Raw genomic sequence first — 14791 nt, forward strand, 5'->3', positions numbered from 1 at the left:
CGCCACCGCACCCCCTACAGCGAACACACCGCCTGGGCACACCGCCAAAACACCCAAGCCGCTTGACAACTTACGGACCTGGGATGTCTAGCCCGGCTCGATCGGCTCGCCGACAATCGCCGGGTGAGGAACCGTGACGTCACCAGTTCGTGGGTAGGTGTCGAACTCGCCATTGCCGGAACCGGGGCGATGTGGCCAGATCGAACAGTGTCCAGAGCGGTTCCACCGTGTCGGGATGCTCTGGGTTCTGCCACGGATCATCCGGTGGTGCGAACATGAGCTCGCTTGCCCAGTGCAGCCGAATCGTGCCGTCGGGCGAGCGCTTGAAGACGGTCAGCAGCGGTACCGGGTGGCCGGCAGCGCTGTCGCCGCCGTAGTCACTCCGAAAATTGGAGTTCGCCGCCGACAGCACCCGGGTGTGTCGCCACCCCCTGTCGTGTGCGAACGCCGCTACTCGCTCGATGGGGGCCTTGGCAACGATCGCCAAATTGCCGCCCAAACCGTCGAAGTGGGGCGTCGTGCTGTCCCACATGTCGATCAGCGCGGTGCACGACGGACACGGTCCTTCGTCTGTGGGCAGTTCCGAGAAGATCCCGCTTGTCGGTCTGGGCCGGGCATCTCCCGGGTGACGCGGGAACATGTAGTGATAAAGCATCAGTGTGTCGTTATCGCCGAACAGCTCGGACATACGCACTGTCGTTGCGGCACCGTCGTCGCCGATTCGATCGAACACGTAATCTTCGGGGACCTCGCCGCCGGGCGGAAGTGATTTCCGTTGCGCCGCAACGGACTCCATCAGCTGCTGGAGATCGGCCTCCCGCTGAAGCAGCGCCTCACGCGCCTCGCGATACTCCCGCGACTCATTCGGAAAAGCTGTAGACATACGGACCTCCTAGACCGGCATGCCATTGACTTCACCCTGCTCTGGACACTACTCGATGCCTCCTCGCTCCCTGCCGCGTGGCACCGCTCAGCGCGGCATCGGATGTTCCGGGGGCTGGGATAGCTGATCGCGGGCACAGCACTGCCCCGCCGATCACGATCGGCGGGGCAGTGCTGCGGAGGTGCTCGAGGGGCTCGAAACCGAAGGTTCAGTGGGGAATCGGGAAGTTGGCGCGGAATACGCCGTGTGGGTCGCGGGCCTGCTTGAGCTTTCGCAGCCGGTCCAAGGTGCCGGTGTCGAAAACCTCTGCGACACTGTCGCCGGCGGACAGGACGGTATACGGTTTGCGGCCGCTGACCCGCGCGCCCAGATCGGCGATGATGCGCTTCTGAGTGGCGTGTACCGCGGCAACCGTGTCGGGGTCCGAGCCGGTCGCCTGCAGAAACAGCGCGTAGGGCTCCGCGAACGGCGGAACCGCGCCTCGGGTGGGCTCGGCGAGCGCACCTCCCAGCTGCCGGATCTGGATGGCCATCATTGGATCGATCGGCTCGTGCAGCAGAATCTCGGCGGCGGTCTCGTCCAGTGCGGTCAGTAGCTCGGTCCGCAGCAGTCCGGGGCCTGGGGCGGTGGGCTCGTTGACGATGGCGCCCAACTCGGCCGGGGACAATTCCCGGCGCGTGTCCGCGAGGATGCCGTCGATCGTGTCCAGCCGTCGCAGCAGGTCCCGTCCACGTGCCGGCTCGCCCAGGTAGGCGGCGGCGATCGCGATTACCGGCGGAGCCTGCGGCAGCTCCAGCCGATTGAGCCAGACCGTGAGCTCGGCCGGTGCGTGATCGGTGATGTCCTGGAAGGCTGCACGGACCGCCTCGGTCTGCTCGGCCGGCCAGGCGATCAGGCCACCGAACAAGGCCGGCGCCGCGAACAGATCGAGCTCCATTGCCGTCACCAGTGCGAAATCCCCGCCGCCGCCACGCAATGCCCAGAACAAATCCGGGTCGGACTCCGCGGTGACCCGGGCCTGATGACCGTCGGCATCGACGATGTCGAAGGCCCGGACGCTGTCGGCCGCCCAACCGTATTTGCGGCCGAACCACGACAATCCGCCACCGAGGGTATAGCCGACAACGCTGACCACCGGGGAGCTTCCGGCCAGCCCGGTCAAGCCGTGCGGGGCGGCCGCCGCCTGCAGCTGGCCCCAATTGGTTCCCGCGCCGACGCGTGCACGTCGCCGCGCCGGATCCACCTCGACCCGATCGAGCCCGCGCGTGCGCACCAGGATGGTGCCGGCGGTATCACCGGAAGCGCCGTGGCCGTTGGGCTGCGCGGTCACCGACAGGCCCGCGTCACGCGCGTACCCGACCACGGCGGCCATATCCTCCGCGTCCTCGACGTGCACGACGGCCGCGACCGGCTGGTCGATATTCAGATTCCACGGTGTTCGTGCCGCATCGAACTCCTCGTCACCCGGCAGCAGTACCCGTCCGCGCACGGCAGATCGCAATGTGTTGTGGGACATTTGGATTCCTTTCGCTAAAAAATGGTCACCGCGTCGTGCCCGAGGCACTGGACGGAGCCTGGGCCCGGGTGGCCGGGTCGGTGGCAGGGGAGATGGGTGTGGGCATCGGAAAGGCCGCTTCGATATGGGCGGCCGCAGTCAGCGCGCGGCGCTCGGCGAATGGGGCGGTGATCAACTGGACCCCGATGGGAAGACCCTCGGCCGAGACGCCCGCGGGGACCGTGACGGCGGGCAGGGCCAGGTAGTCGGCGGCGATCGTGAGGCGGTGCGCCGCATACATGGTCGCGACCTGTGCGGTGCCGCCGAGGTCGTAGCCGACCGGCCAGGGCAGTTCGTCCGAGACCGGGCCGAGCACGATCGGATGCTCCGCGAGGAAGCGGGACCAGGCCACGCGGCGGGTGAGGCGCTCACCCAGCGCGGTCATGTAGCCCGCTAGATCCAGCGGCGGGAACAGGTCGATCGCCGCGTCCACGAAGGTGTTCAGTCCGGCGCTGCCGACTCGCCGCATGGCGTCGCGGCGCTGGACCACCACCTCGGTGGAGACCAATCGGCCGTAGTCGGCCGCCACCTCGCCCAAGTGCGGCGGATCCAGTTCGGCCACCGGATATCCCGCACGTTCGAGGGCGTCGGCGCAGCCGAGCAGCGCGGACCGCACCTGCGGATCGATATCGTCACCGAGCGTGACGGCGACCGCGGGCAGGGCGGTATCGGTCGCGTCACGCACCGGAATCCATCCGGGATCGCGCGGGTCAGCACTGTCGCTGAGGACCTCGAAGGCGGTCGTCAGATCGCGCACGGTGCGCGCCAACGGCCCTGGTGCCGCGAACAATTGGTTCGTCGGTGCGGGTGCGGCGCCGGGCAGGCTCGAGGCCACCGCCACCCGGCCGGGCGTGGTGCGCAGGGAGGCGACTCCACAGAACGCGGCGGGTATCCGCAGCGAACCGCCGAAGTCGGTGCCCAGGCCGAGGGGCGTCATGCCCGTGGCTACCGCGGCGGCGTCACCGCCGCTGGAACCGCCCGGGCTGCGGGTCGGGTACCACGGATTCACCGTCGGGCCCGCCCCGTCGTTGTCGGTGTGCCAGCGAGTGGCGAAGTCCGGCATGTTCGTTCGCCCGATGACAATCGCCCCGGCTCGCCGCAGTGCGGACACCGCGGGTGCGTCCGCCGTCGCGACCGCCTGTCCGAAGGCCGCCACGCCCCAGGTGGTCGGGCTGCCCGCGACATCGAGGTTGTTCTTGACGGTGACCGGAACCCCGTGCAGCGGCCCGGTCGGCACCCTGCGGTCGGCCGCGGCCGCCTCCGCGCGCGCGGTCTCCGCGAATACCGTAGTGAGCGCACCGATTTCGGAATCGACCTGCTCGATGCGTTCGAGATGCGCCTCGACGACCTGGGCCGCGGTGACCTCGCCCTCGGCGATCAGCGCCGCCAGCGAGACCGCGTCCCGCGTCCACAGCGCGTCGTCCCGGCCGGTCATCACGATGCCTCCCGTTCGGCGAATACCGCTGCGGTGCGCGGTGTTCGGCGGTCGCCGATGGATTTGCCGAGGGTGATGAAGAAGACGATCAGCCCGGCGGTCAGCAGGATGTGGCCCAGACCCGCGCAGAGCGCGATCGCCTCATTGCTGCTGCTGCCCAGCACGGTGAGGGTGCCGTGCAGCGTCATGACCGCGATGGTGATGGCCAGGCCGATGTTGTACAGCCAGAAGAACCAGGCGTACAGGCTTTTCCGGGCGCTGAGCGTGAACTGCTTCTCCAGGGGCAGCACGATGAGGAAGAACAGCATGCCCAGCGCCAGCACATGGGTGTGCACGACACCGAGCTCCGTCTGCCCGGTGAAATGTTCGGCCTTGGTGATCTCGCGGTAGTAGAACCCGGAGATCAGGCCGATGATCATGTATATGTGAGCGGTATTGACCAGCGTTTTCATCGGGTTCATCGGGCGCTCACCGGTTTTCACGGCGCAGCAGCAGCGCGCCGCTGGCGGCCACCAGGGCGGCGGTGAAGCCGTGCACCTTCAGGGCGGTGGCGGTGGAGCCGCGGCGCACCAGGATGGTGAGCATGTCGCCGGTCGGGATGAGGGCGAGGCTGAGCACGGTGACGCCGACGGCGCGGCGCTGCCCGGCCGCGAGCAGGGCGAGCGGAATCAAGCCGGTGACCACATCGCGGACGCCTTTGACGTTCAGGAAGCCGTCGGCCTCAACGTGCGGCCACTCGGTGAAGCCGAACCCCGAGGCCATTCGCTGCGGGGCGAGCAGATAACCGCCGCCGACGGACATGATGAACCCGGCGCCCAGTACGGCGCCGGCCGTGCCGAGACGTTCGCCGAGCCGGCGGGAACCACGCACGGAAACAGCTGATTCCGTGTTCGGGGGGACGGACATGAGCACTCCTGGATCGGTGGGATACGAGTCCCGAGCATCCAGTGCGGTCCGTACCGTTCGCTGACGGTCGTTGTCAGCGAACTGTGCGCAGCAGTTCGAGCACCGCCTCGTCCGGAAGCCGGGCGCCCGCCAGGAATTCCGCGCTCAGGCGCACGGGCCCGAGCGCCGCTTCCGCCTGGTCGAGCGCCCGCCGCCGGAACGGGCCGATGCGGATCACCCCGGCCCTCCGGTTGATCCGGTCGGTGGCACCGAGAATGCGGGCCGCGCGCCCCGGGGCGCCCTTCGCCAGGGCGACCAGGGCATAACCGATACCGACCTCGGCCAGCAGCGCCGCCGAGGTCTGGGCGGCCAGATCGCGGGGCAGGGCCAGCTCGCGCAGCGCGTCGTCCGGCCGCCCCGCCGCGACCAGGGTCGCCGCGTGCGCGGTGCTCACGAAGACCGGGTTCACGAAACGGACGGTGTCGTGGCGTCCGGCGGGCGGCGGGGCGGCGGGGAGCGGATGCTCGGACATCCGCCGGTACAGGTCCATCGCGCGGTCGTTGTCGCGGCGCAGATGGGCCAGGTGCGCCTGCGTCCCCACCAGGAAACGCCCGGGTGCGGGGATGATGTGCGGGGTGATCAGGGCCTCGGCCCGCTCGAGATATGTTGCCGCGCCGCCGGTATCGCCGCCGACCAGGTGCATCTCCGCCGCGAAGAGCAGCACGCCCATGCGCTCACCGGCGCCCAGGTCGGCACTGAGCAGTTCCAGCGCGCTCGCGATCAGCGGTCGGGCGCTGTCCAGGCCGAGCATCCGGGTCCGGTAGCTGGCCAGGGAGATCAGGGCGCGGCTGTGTGAGCGGGTGTCACCGTGCGCGCTCAGGCAGGTCAGCGCCGCCTCCAGGGTGGGCAGGGCGCGGGCCGGATGGTCGCCGCCGAGTTCATCGAAACCTTTTGCTATCAGCGCATTTCCGCGTAGCCATGGATCGCCGGAGGTGGTGCACGCGGTCAACAGGCTGTCGTCGTCGGCGAGCAGGTCACGCAGCGCCAGGATGAGCACGAACATCGGGTGCGGGGGCCGATCCTCGGTGAGGGCCGCGCGGGTCAGCCGCTCGAATTGCCCCGTGCTCTCCCGGATTTGGCCCCACCAGATGTTGGTGAAGTACGCGGGCAGCTCCTCGGCGTATCGGCAGGCCAGATAGGCCCCGGTGCACCCCGGCGGCGGTGTGTCGCCGAGCAGGGCGAGGACCTCGCGGCGGCGTTCGGAGATGTCGCCGTGCAACCCGCGTAGCAGCCAATACCAGACGAGATTCGCGTACAGGCGAACCGCACGCTCACCGTCACCGACGTCCAGCGCCCAGCGCAGCCCGCTTTCGCAATTGCCGTGTTCGGCGATCAGCCGCGCGAGCCAATCGGGCTGTGCGGCAGTGCGTAATCCGTGGGCGGCGGCGTCGGTGAATTCCAGGAAGCAGTCGGCGTGGACGCGGGCGACCTCGTCCGCCTCGCCGGCCGCGGTCAATTCCGCGGTCGCGTAGGCCCGGATGGTCTCGACCATTCGGTAGCGCTGTCCATCGAAGTCCACCAACGACTTCGTCACCAGTGAGGTGACCGTGTCGATGGCGTCCGGACCGCACACCCGGGTGATGGCGTCCAAGGTCGCGCCGCCCGCGAATATCGAAAAACGCCGGGCCGCAGCGGCTTCCGCAGCCGTGAGCAGTTCCCAGCTCCAAGCGACGGCCGCGTGCAAGGTGCGATGGCGCGGGACCGCATGGCGAGTGCTGTTGGTGAGCAGCCGGAAGCGATCGGTGAGCCGCGCGCTGAGGTCCGGCAGCGGCAGGGTCCGCAGGCGGGCGGCGGCCAGTTCGATGGCCAGCGGCATGCCGTCCAGGCTGCGCACGATGGCGCGGATATCCGCGGAATTGCTTTCGGACAGCGCGAAATCCGGCAGTGCCGCGGTGGCGCGGTCGATGAACAGCCGGACCGCGGGCGATGCGGTGGCCGTCAGGAAATCCGCGTCGGCTTCGGGCAGGTCCAAGGTCCGGACCGGATACAGTCGTTCGCCCTCCACGCCGATCGGCTCCCGGCTCGTGGTGAGCACCCGCAGCAGGGGCAGCCGCAGCAACAGATCGTCGATCAGGCGCGCGGTCGCCTCCACGACATGCTCACAGTTGTCGAGTACCAACAGCATTCGGCGGCCGGACAGCGTCCGCTCCAGTACTTCGGCCCACTCCGTGGACAGTTCGTCGGGTCGCTCGAACTGTGCGAGCGCGTTCGCGATCGCCACTCCGACCGCGGTCACGGCAGGCCGGTCGGCTCGTTCTCGCTCGAGTGCGGCCAGTTCGACGAAGGCGTAACCATCCGCCCAGTCCATGGCGTGCGCCCCAACCGTCTCGGCGGCCAACCGGGTCTTTCCCACGCCCCCGGTACCCGACAGTGTCACCAGTCGGGCCTCGCGCAACGCCTGCCGCACACCTTCCACGTCGCGTCCGCGTCCGACGAAGCTGGTGTACCGCCGGGGCAGCAGCCGCACGGACACCTTCGATGCCCCGGTGGTTCGGGATGCTGCCGCAACTCCCGTACGACCCGATCCGCGCGCCGTTTCGAAGGCAGGTCCGTCGACTGCGGGATCAGTGGTTGTCGTGTGAATTTCGGCCAGGGCCGAGCGCAGTACCTCGGCGGGCGGCGTGCCGAGCTCCTCACGTAACAGGGCCTCGGTTCGTTGAAACTGCTGTATCGCCTCGGACTTTCGTCCCGCTGCTGCCAGCGCCCGCACCAGTCGCGCGGCCAGCGTCTCCCGGAACGGATGTGCCGCGACTTCCGTGCGGAGCTCACCCAGTACCTCGCCGCCTCGACCCAAGGCTCGCAAGGCGTCCGCTCGCAGTTCGACTGCTTCGAGCCGCTGCTCGGTCAATCGCAGTGCCGCGGCGCGCAATACCTCCGATTCCCCCACATCGATCAACGGCTCCCCGCGCCACAACGCGAGCGCGGTATCGAAGCACGCGATGGCTCGTTCGGCCTCCCCGGCCGCGAGCAATGCCCGCCCCGCCACGACCTCACGCGTGAACCGATGCACATCGACGTCCTCTGGCGCCAGTTCGAGCACATACCCGCCCCCGTCACTCCGCACCACCCCCGGCGCCGCTGCGCGCAACCGACTCGCCAAGGTCTGCAACGCATTCCCGGTCCCCGCCGGCGGGTCCTCCCCCCACACCCCGTCCACCAGTCGCGCCACCGGCACCACTCGCCCGGCTTCGAGCGCCAGCAACCCCAGCAATGCCCGCACCCGCGGCCCCCCGACTGACGCCCTCGTCCCGTCCGTGGCCTCCACCACCACCGGACCCAATAGCCCTACCAGCATGAATCGTCCATCTCACGATCGATCCTGCGTGGCGTCGGGCCTCTCGTCAACCTGGGCCAACCCGGGTCCTTGCCGCATCGCGGCCATCGAACCAGCTCAGGCGGAAGCCGACGATGGCCGACGGTCGCGAGGACCGGATCGGTGTCGGCGCCGGGGATTTCGGGGCCGTTGCGGGAGGCGCGATTCACAATCGAAGTCCCTCACCGTGACTGCGCTGCCCGCCCCCGCCGGCAGCATGCCACAGAAGATCGACGAACCTGGCGGGTGTGGTCTGCTCGCCAGTTTGTCCGGAGGCAGCAGCTACCGACCAGCTGGATGACCGATCTCCATGGAGGACAGTAGCTTCCACTGCTCCACCGGGATGGTGAACGGCTCGGCGGGCAGAGCCTGCAGGCAGACGTGGTCGGCGCCGGCGGCGAGGTGGGCCGCGACCCGCCGGTCTACTTCGTCCTGGCCGACGGCGACCAGGGCGTCGAGAAGCCGATCGCTGCCGGTTCCGGCGAGATCGGCGTCGGTGAATCCGAGCCGGCGCCAGCTGTCACGGTATCCGGGATTGGACAGGTACGCACCGACATGCGCCCGGGCTCGGGTGCGGGCGCTGTCGTCGTCGATTCCGACCACGACAGCCTGCTCGACCACGAGTGCGCGCTCCGGACCGAGAATTTCGCGAGCCTGCGAAGTGTGTTCGGGCGGAACAAGATAGGTGATCGCACCGTTGGCGCGGTCCGCGGCCAACCGCAGGGCGCGCGGGCCGAGTGCGGCCAGCACCCGGGGCAGCGGGCCGGGGTCGGGTAGCCCGAGCCGACCCCGCAGGGCGTCGGGCTGGTCGAGCTCGTCGAGGTATTCGCCCAGTGCGGCCAGTGGTTTGCGGTACTCCAGCCCGAGGACTTCCTCCACCACAAGGGGATTCGACGTCCCGAGGCCGAAGAGGAATCGGCCGGGGTGCGCGTCGAGCACCGCCCGCGCCGAGGCGCGCATCCAGTGGGGATGCCGGCCGTAGATCACCGCGATCCCGGTACCCACCACCAGCGACCGGGTCGCGGCGAGCAGCCCGGCGGCGGTGACGAACGGGTCGTGCGCGAGCCCCTCGCTGAGCCAGATCGCGCCCAGTCCCGTCGCCTCGAGTTCGGCGGCCAGTTCGGCGACCATCGTGGGTGGTTGTAGATCGAGGCCGTTCACCCAGAGTCCGGTGCGCGGCATGTTCGGTGGAAGAGTCACGGTCAACCTCGGTGATCTATGATTTGGAATACCGTTCCGAATATATGGAATGGTATTCCGTTTGAGCAAGGAGTAGTTCGTGAGCGATGCTGACTCGCCCCCGCCGGGCGGTGTGCGGGCCGATGCCAGGCGCAGCCGGGCACGCGTGCTCGAGGCCGCGCGCGCCACCTTCGCTACCGAGGGTGTTGCGGTGTCGTTCAACGAGATCGCGCGCAGTGCCGGGGTCGGCGCGGCCACGCTGTACCGGCATTTCCCGAAGCGGGAGGACCTCATTGCCGCAGTGGTCGGCGAGAGCCTGGGTGAGGTGACTGCGCTGGCGGAATCCCTGTGTGCCGAAACCGATCTCGAGGACGTGCTGCGGCAATGGCTGGTCGCGCTGGTGTCACACATTCGTCGGGTCCGCGGGCTGTCGGAGGAGATCGTGCGCGCGCTCGAGACCCCAGGGAATCCGCTGGCGCCGCACTGTGAAGCGGCCATGGTTGCTGCGGAGGGCCTGTTGTCGAAGGCGCAGCGGGCGGGGTACGCGCGGGCGGGGGTCGCCGTCGACGACCTGGTCCGCATGGCGACGGCCATCGCATGGACCGGCGACCGATCGGCCGATGACGCGTCCGTCGACCGCCTGCTCGATCTGGTTCTGTGCGGAGTCCTCACCCGGCCGATCGCCCAGAACAATGCAGAGGTGGTGGGCTCCACGGAAACTCGTGACCGTGGAACCCGGGGATAGTGGTGCAGATGCCCGGGATCCGGCGGCCACGCCAACGCCGCTGATAATCCAGCAGTTCGAGCATTTCCGCAGATTCCGTCGCGCACTACCGCACGATGACGCCGGAATCCGCCGGGACCGGGCCTGCCGGTCTACGGTGCGCGTGGCCCGGTCATCGAACCAATCGGCGAGAGCTCTGGAGGATCTCACACATGCGCTGATCGAGTCTCTCTATCTTCATCCCGCAAAGCTCGAGCGTATGAAACCTGCATCGAAGAGGCCCAAGTCCTAACCGAAGTGGCTGGCCCGTTTCAACGACCATGACGGCGGTGAGCTCCCGCAGGAGTCGACCGCCGTCAGTGCTCGGGGCAGCCGTACATGCGGCCAGGGTCTACTTCTTCACCGCCGCCACCGCCTTGTAGTAGGCGGTGGCGGTGCCGCACATTGCCGAGCCGAGGGTGACGGCCAGATCCCAGTGGCCGCTGAGTTCACCCGTCACCAGGGTGACCAGGGCGGCGGCCAGCAGCACCGGCAGCGGGTACCGGGGCTCACCTTGAGGCTGGGCGGCGATCAAGACAATCACGGTGCGTTTCAAGGGATCTCCCCCTGTCGGTGGCCCCAGTGCCGGGTGGCGGTGGGACCTGAACGCCACGAACAGTCACAGCCGGAGATTTTCGTGTGGCAGATTCTTTCGAGCAGCCCAAATGCGTTCTGCAACAGGCTGATCAGCGTGCGCTACGGAATCCCAAAACGTCCGGTGTCGTCCTCGGCCGCCGCGGTCGCGAGGCCTTCGACAAGTTCAGGTGGCGCGCGAAATGGTGTGCGCCTCACCGTTGTGCGAAAGCGGCGGAGTCGGGTTCCAGTAGCGATCGCTGAAAATCCAACGGAGTCCACGTAGCGCCTGGTCGGATGGGGTGTGGTGACGTCATCGGGTCATCTTGCCGAGGTGCCGGTAGATGGTGGGGCGGGTGGCACCGAACTCGGCAGCAATCTGGCCGACGGTATAGCGACGCTTACCTTGCTCGTCGAGTTCGTCGTACATCTGCCGGGCTGGCGGTGGCCGAGTTTCGCTTTCTGGCCACCAGTACATTCTCGGGCGCGAGCGGCGGCCAGCCCGCCGCGAGTGCGTTCGGACATCAGGGCATGCTCGAACTTGGCTATCGCGCCGGGGATTTGGAAGAACATGCGGCCGACGGCGGTCGAGGTATCGATGCCCTGGCTGTGCGCCTGCAGGGGTTGAGGTGGTTCCCCAACAACACCCGTGCCTGCGAGCGGTGCAGAGCCGCGCTCGAGTGAACTGACGCACCCGGCGAATGAGACATGCTTGTCGGCGACGTCACTTTTCGCCGATATCAACGGATCTCGGCCGCACCGACCGACGTCACAGTTCGCCGATGGCTGACGTCGGAATTCACCGGCATAGCCGGATGCGACTTTCCCGCATCCAACGATGTTCGACGTAGCCGCTGATCAGGCCCGACGGAAGGTTGGCTCGGTCCGCTCTCATCAGGTGCGAGAGAGTCGCATCCAATGCGAACTCGTAGGTGCCATGTCCGCAGACCTTCGTTCGTGAGACAGCTTCGGGGGCAGCGGTTTTCCGCAGCAACGTCACGCGCTCGGGGGTTCGCGACACATCCCGTGGCCATGCTCACGACCAGGCCGAACCGTCATATCCGTTGTTTTCCCGCGATTACTACCGGAACCCCACTACGGGCGGTGACGGCGACCACGGTCAGGTCGGCGTGTGCTCGATCAATGCGGTGAGCGCGGCGCGCAGGTCGGGGCGGGCCGCATCGGAATACAGTTCGGTGAGCGCGATCTCGGCCACCATGGCGATGACCAGGTGCGCCACCGCGGGCGGGTCCGCCCAGCCCAGCTGCTCGATATCGGGCGCGATCGCCGCGGCGACCAGCTGATTGCGGGCGGTCACCTCGTCGAGCAGATCGGCCTCGGTGCGGGACTGGGCGAGAAAGGCTTTGGTGCCCCGGGTGGCGAGGCAGGCGTCGAGGCAGGCGGTGAGGCCGGCGCACAGTCGCTCGCGGCCGGGCGCGAGGTCGCCGACGGCGGCGAGGACGAGACCGGTCAGCTCGTCGTGATGCCGGCGGTGCAGGGCGATGACATAGCTGCGCCGATCCGGTCCCGACCGCAGCGGCGGGCGCCATGGCGAGCTTCAGCTGTGGTGGTTTGCCGTCTACCCAGATAGCCGGAGTGCCTGATCCGCGATCTCCGTTCGATGCTTCTTCGGGAGCATCGACGGTCCGCATCTACGTGGTCACAACGCGCCGCGACCGCACACCTGACTATCAGCGCCCACCCGATCCCATATCCTCCACACGATCGCGGCCCGCCGATGACGATGCCGCGCCTACCGCCGTTCCGAGTTGCCCATCATGACCCGCGTAGGAGGACCGAGCATGGGCGTTTTCAGGTATCGGGTAGCGCATGCGCTGGGATTTCGCCCATGGGAAGTAGCGGCCCGGCAGCGCGATGTATCCCACATACTGGCCGCCGAATTCGACCAGGAGCAGGCAGGAGCACAGCCGCCCTCCGGGACCGCCTTGGATCTCGGCTGCGGCACCGGCGGGCACGCCGTGGAACTGGCCCGCCGCGGCTGGCGGGTCACCGGGGTCGACATCGTGCCGAAGGCGATCCGGCTCGCTACCAGGCGCGCCCGCGCCGCCGGCGTCGATGCCCGCTTCCTGGAAGGCGATATCACCGCTCTCCCGGCCGAGGTCGGCACGGGATACCGGCTGATTCTGGACTTCGGTGTCTTCCACGGCCTCACCGACCCCGAACGGCACACCATGGCCCGGCAGGTGGACACCGTCGCCGCCGCAGACGCAACCCTGCTCATGGTCGCGTTCGAACTGGGCCGCCATGGCCCACTGCCCCGCGGCGCCGCACCGGCGGACATCACGGCCGCATTCCCAGGTTGGACAATCATCGACGACGTGCCCCTACTGAAGGTGGCGGCCAGGATGGTCCACCTCTATCGGCTGCGCCGCACCGAGGTTCCGGGGTGTCGGTAAGAATCGCCCCGCGAGCACCGTTGAAGTGCCCTGGCCAGCGCCCGCTCGGTGCTCTCCGGCATGTTCCGCTACGCCGTCCGCCGGGGCGCGCGGGAGGTCAATCCGGTTCGCGAGGTGGAACTGCCACAGAACCTGGAAGCCAAGGGGCGCACCGGGGGAGCGCGCGACATCACCGTGGATGAACTGCGGTTCATCCTCACCGCTGTCCGGGCGCGAAAACTCACCAAGAAGGAACGTGAGCGGGCAAAGCCACTCGAGGCTTACACCCCGCCCACCGTCGCCGACTATTGCGCCGGCGCAGACCTTGCCGACTGGGTGACCCTGTTGGCGGCCACCGGACTCCGCCGCAGCCAGGTGCTCGCACTCTTGTGGTCTGACATCGATCTCAACGACAAGACCTTGCGGACGACGGGGAAGGTCGTCCATGTCGCGGGGCAAGGACTGGCCCGGATCGTGCGGGAGGCCGACCCGAAAAACCGGAAGGGCCGAATTGCGTTGCCGGAGTTTGCGGTCGTCATTCTCACCAAGCGCAAGCAGGTGCTCGCGGAACGCAAGCGGACACGTCCGCCCGCCGAGCCTGCCGAATACGACCTGGTGTTTCCTCCACGCGATGGACGATGAGGGATCCGGACAACGTCCAAGACCAATGGCAGCGGGTTCGCGAAGCGCTCGGCATTCCCGATGACATCACCGTGCACAGCTTCCGCGGTGCCGTGGCGACGATCCTGGACGACGCCGGCCTGTCCACGCGCGTCGCAGCCGATGTTCTCGGGCACGCCGACCCGTTGATGACCCAGCGCCGGTACATGGCCCGGGGGCGGGTGCATCCGGCGGCGGCCGTCGCACTGCACAACGTGGTCAGCGACGAGTGAATTAGTTGGGAGTTTGTTGGGGGTACGGTCCCGGTTTGCGGGTCGTTCGATGCGGGTATTGGTGTAACTGCCAGCGTTGTCGCTGGTCAGTCACCCCTTGTGCGCCCCCGGCAGGAATCGAACCTGCGACCTAGGGATTAGAAGTTCCTAACCTCGAAACCCTGTGCTGAACTGCATTTTTGCGGCTCGTGTCGAAGTAAATCGCTACAGTTCCTAGCTGTAGTACGGTTCGTTGGACAGCGTTCGGGATCAGGTGAAGTACGGCCTACTTCCATCCCTGAGTCCTTCGCTGATTCGCAGCGCGATGGATGGGTGGATGTTCAGCTTTGGCAGCAGCTGAGGCTCGACCCACCTGACGTCCGTGGATTCACTGCTCGTGCGGAGTCCGCCGCCGATGGATTCGGCATTGAAGCAGATCGAGAACTCTTGCCTCACTTCGCCGTCGGTGTAGGCGATGACGTGACCAGGATTTGAGAACACTCCGATCAGTGCGGTCACCTGAACATCGATCCCGGTCTCTTCCCTAACTTCTCTCACGACAGCCTCGGAAATGGTCTCGCCGGCCTCAACCCCTCCGCCCGGAATCGAGTAGAGACCGTTGTCGGCTCTGCAGATCATCAGAACTCGGCCCCGATCGTCCCGTACGAGGGCGCTGACCGCTACCTTGATGCTGTTCGGGATAGGTGCATTGGGATCGTGGAAGTAGTCGGTCCTGGGCACTGATGAACCTCTTCGCTACTGGGAAGGTGCGACCGGGTCTTCGGGCCGCGGCTACCTCGACCCGGATACGCAGGATGTGCTCTTCAGACGCTCTGCAACTTACCCGTAGGCAACACGCGTGAATGCTGCTGCAGGG

16 protein-coding genes are annotated in these 14791 nt (G+C 67.7%); 5 read left to right on the forward strand and 11 right to left on the reverse strand.

Annotation, left to right across the window (positions count from 1 at the left end):
- Positions 1-139 precede the first annotated feature (139 nt).
- The 7 genes from ACFXIV_RS28410 to ACFXIV_RS28440 all read right to left on the reverse strand — a co-directional run bounded on the left by ACFXIV_RS28410 (position 140) and on the right by ACFXIV_RS28440 (position 9331).
- The gene (locus tag ACFXIV_RS28410) at positions 140-883 is read right to left on the reverse strand and encodes a DUF899 family protein (protein WP_379399017.1); all 744 of its coding nucleotides are present in this window, start codon (positions 881-883) and stop codon (positions 140-142) included.
- Positions 884-1091: 208 nt separating this feature from the next.
- Entirely contained in the window at positions 1092-2399 is a 1308-nt protein-coding gene (locus ACFXIV_RS28415; protein ID WP_379399016.1) for an FAD-binding oxidoreductase, read from the reverse strand.
- 25 nt (positions 2400-2424) lie between these two features.
- Positions 2425-3873 carry an amidase gene (locus tag ACFXIV_RS28420; RefSeq protein ID WP_379399015.1) on the reverse strand — a complete coding sequence of 483 codons (1449 nt, stop codon included), beginning with the start codon at positions 3871-3873 and terminating at the stop codon, positions 2425-2427.
- Positions 3873-4334: a DUF2871 domain-containing protein gene (locus tag ACFXIV_RS28425; protein ID WP_379399014.1), complete on the reverse strand. Its 462-nt coding sequence runs from the start codon at positions 4332-4334 to the stop codon at positions 3873-3875. Before ACFXIV_RS28425 ends, ACFXIV_RS28420 begins: the two co-directional genes overlap by 1 nt.
- A 7-nt stretch (positions 4335-4341) precedes the next feature.
- A complete protein-coding gene (locus tag ACFXIV_RS28430; RefSeq protein ID WP_379399013.1) occupies positions 4342-4779 on the reverse strand; it encodes a DUF4267 domain-containing protein in 438 nt (145 codons plus the stop codon).
- Between the two features lie 73 nt (positions 4780-4852).
- Positions 4853-8038, reverse strand: a complete 3186-nt coding sequence (locus ACFXIV_RS28435; RefSeq protein ID WP_379399012.1) for a BTAD domain-containing putative transcriptional regulator — start codon at positions 8036-8038, stop codon at positions 4853-4855.
- Positions 8039-8413: 375 nt separating this feature from the next.
- Entirely contained in the window at positions 8414-9331 is a 918-nt protein-coding gene (locus ACFXIV_RS28440) for a TIGR03620 family F420-dependent LLM class oxidoreductase (protein WP_379399011.1), read from the reverse strand.
- Positions 9332-9410: 79 nt separating this feature from the next.
- Between ACFXIV_RS28440 and ACFXIV_RS28445 the strand changes: the two genes are divergently transcribed.
- The gene (locus ACFXIV_RS28445) at positions 9411-10055 is read left to right on the forward strand and encodes a TetR/AcrR family transcriptional regulator (RefSeq protein WP_379399010.1); all 645 of its coding nucleotides are present in this window, start codon (positions 9411-9413) and stop codon (positions 10053-10055) included.
- 370 nt (positions 10056-10425) lie between these two features.
- On the opposite strand, the gene ACFXIV_RS28450 is transcribed toward ACFXIV_RS28445, so the two are convergent.
- On the reverse strand, positions 10426-10629 hold the full coding sequence (locus ACFXIV_RS28450) for a hypothetical protein (RefSeq protein WP_379399009.1): 204 nt from the start codon (positions 10627-10629) through the stop codon (positions 10426-10428).
- A gap of 338 nt (positions 10630-10967) precedes the next feature.
- The gene (locus ACFXIV_RS28455; protein WP_379399036.1) at positions 10968-11207 is read right to left on the reverse strand and encodes a hypothetical protein; all 240 of its coding nucleotides are present in this window, start codon (positions 11205-11207) and stop codon (positions 10968-10970) included.
- On the opposite strand from ACFXIV_RS28455, the gene ACFXIV_RS28460 reads away from it, so the two are divergent.
- Positions 11091-11330: a hypothetical protein gene (locus ACFXIV_RS28460; RefSeq protein ID WP_379399037.1), complete on the forward strand. Its 240-nt coding sequence runs from the start codon at positions 11091-11093 to the stop codon at positions 11328-11330. The two genes, ACFXIV_RS28455 and ACFXIV_RS28460, sit on opposite strands and share 117 nt — an antisense overlap.
- Positions 11331-11766: 436 nt before the next feature.
- Here the strand turns inward: ACFXIV_RS28460 and ACFXIV_RS28465 are convergent, their stop codons facing one another.
- A complete protein-coding gene (locus ACFXIV_RS28465; RefSeq protein WP_379399008.1) occupies positions 11767-11964 on the reverse strand; it encodes a hypothetical protein in 198 nt (65 codons plus the stop codon).
- A 484-nt stretch (positions 11965-12448) separates the two neighbouring features.
- Between ACFXIV_RS28465 and ACFXIV_RS28470 the strand changes: the two genes are divergently transcribed.
- Genes ACFXIV_RS28470 through ACFXIV_RS28480 form a run of 3 tightly spaced genes read left to right on the forward strand, consistent with a single transcriptional unit; the run spans position 12449 to position 13935 of the window.
- Complete coding sequence (locus tag ACFXIV_RS28470) at positions 12449-13063, forward strand: class I SAM-dependent methyltransferase (protein WP_379399007.1); 615 nt, start codon at positions 12449-12451, stop codon at positions 13061-13063.
- Between the two features lie 60 nt (positions 13064-13123).
- A complete protein-coding gene (locus ACFXIV_RS28475) occupies positions 13124-13684 on the forward strand; it encodes a hypothetical protein (protein WP_379399006.1) in 561 nt (186 codons plus the stop codon).
- Positions 13681-13935 carry a tyrosine-type recombinase/integrase gene (locus ACFXIV_RS28480; protein WP_379399005.1) on the forward strand — a complete coding sequence of 85 codons (255 nt, stop codon included), beginning with the start codon at positions 13681-13683 and terminating at the stop codon, positions 13933-13935. The genes ACFXIV_RS28475 and ACFXIV_RS28480 overlap by 4 nt, the downstream gene beginning before the upstream one ends.
- A 249-nt stretch (positions 13936-14184) precedes the next feature.
- On the opposite strand, the gene ACFXIV_RS28485 is transcribed toward ACFXIV_RS28480, so the two are convergent.
- Complete coding sequence (locus ACFXIV_RS28485) at positions 14185-14655, reverse strand: NUDIX hydrolase (protein WP_379399004.1); 471 nt, start codon at positions 14653-14655, stop codon at positions 14185-14187.
- Positions 14656-14791 lie beyond the last annotated feature (136 nt).

The organism is Nocardia sp. NPDC059236 (genome assembly GCF_042754085.1).
Classification (GTDB): domain Bacteria; phylum Actinomycetota; class Actinomycetes; order Mycobacteriales; family Mycobacteriaceae; genus Nocardia.

Coding starts and splice junctions, on each gene's coding strand:
- ACFXIV_RS28410 (WP_379399017.1), bottom strand. CDS start 883: ATGTCTACAGCTTTTCCGAATGAGTCGCGGGAGTATCGCGAGGCGCGT.
- ACFXIV_RS28415 (WP_379399016.1), bottom strand. CDS start 2,399: ATGTCCCACAACACATTGCGATCTGCCGTGCGCGGACGGGTACTGCTG.
- ACFXIV_RS28420 (WP_379399015.1), bottom strand. CDS start 3,873: ATGACCGGCCGGGACGACGCGCTGTGGACGCGGGACGCGGTCTCGCTG.
- ACFXIV_RS28425 (WP_379399014.1), bottom strand. CDS start 4,334: ATGAACCCGATGAAAACGCTGGTCAATACCGCTCACATATACATGATC.
- ACFXIV_RS28430 (WP_379399013.1), bottom strand. CDS start 4,779: ATGTCCGTCCCCCCGAACACGGAATCAGCTGTTTCCGTGCGTGGTTCC.
- ACFXIV_RS28470 (WP_379399007.1), top strand. CDS start 12,449: ATGGGCGTTTTCAGGTATCGGGTAGCGCATGCGCTGGGATTTCGCCCA.
- ACFXIV_RS28475 (WP_379399006.1), top strand. CDS start 13,124: ATGTTCCGCTACGCCGTCCGCCGGGGCGCGCGGGAGGTCAATCCGGTT.
- ACFXIV_RS28480 (WP_379399005.1), top strand. CDS start 13,681: ATGAGGGATCCGGACAACGTCCAAGACCAATGGCAGCGGGTTCGCGAA.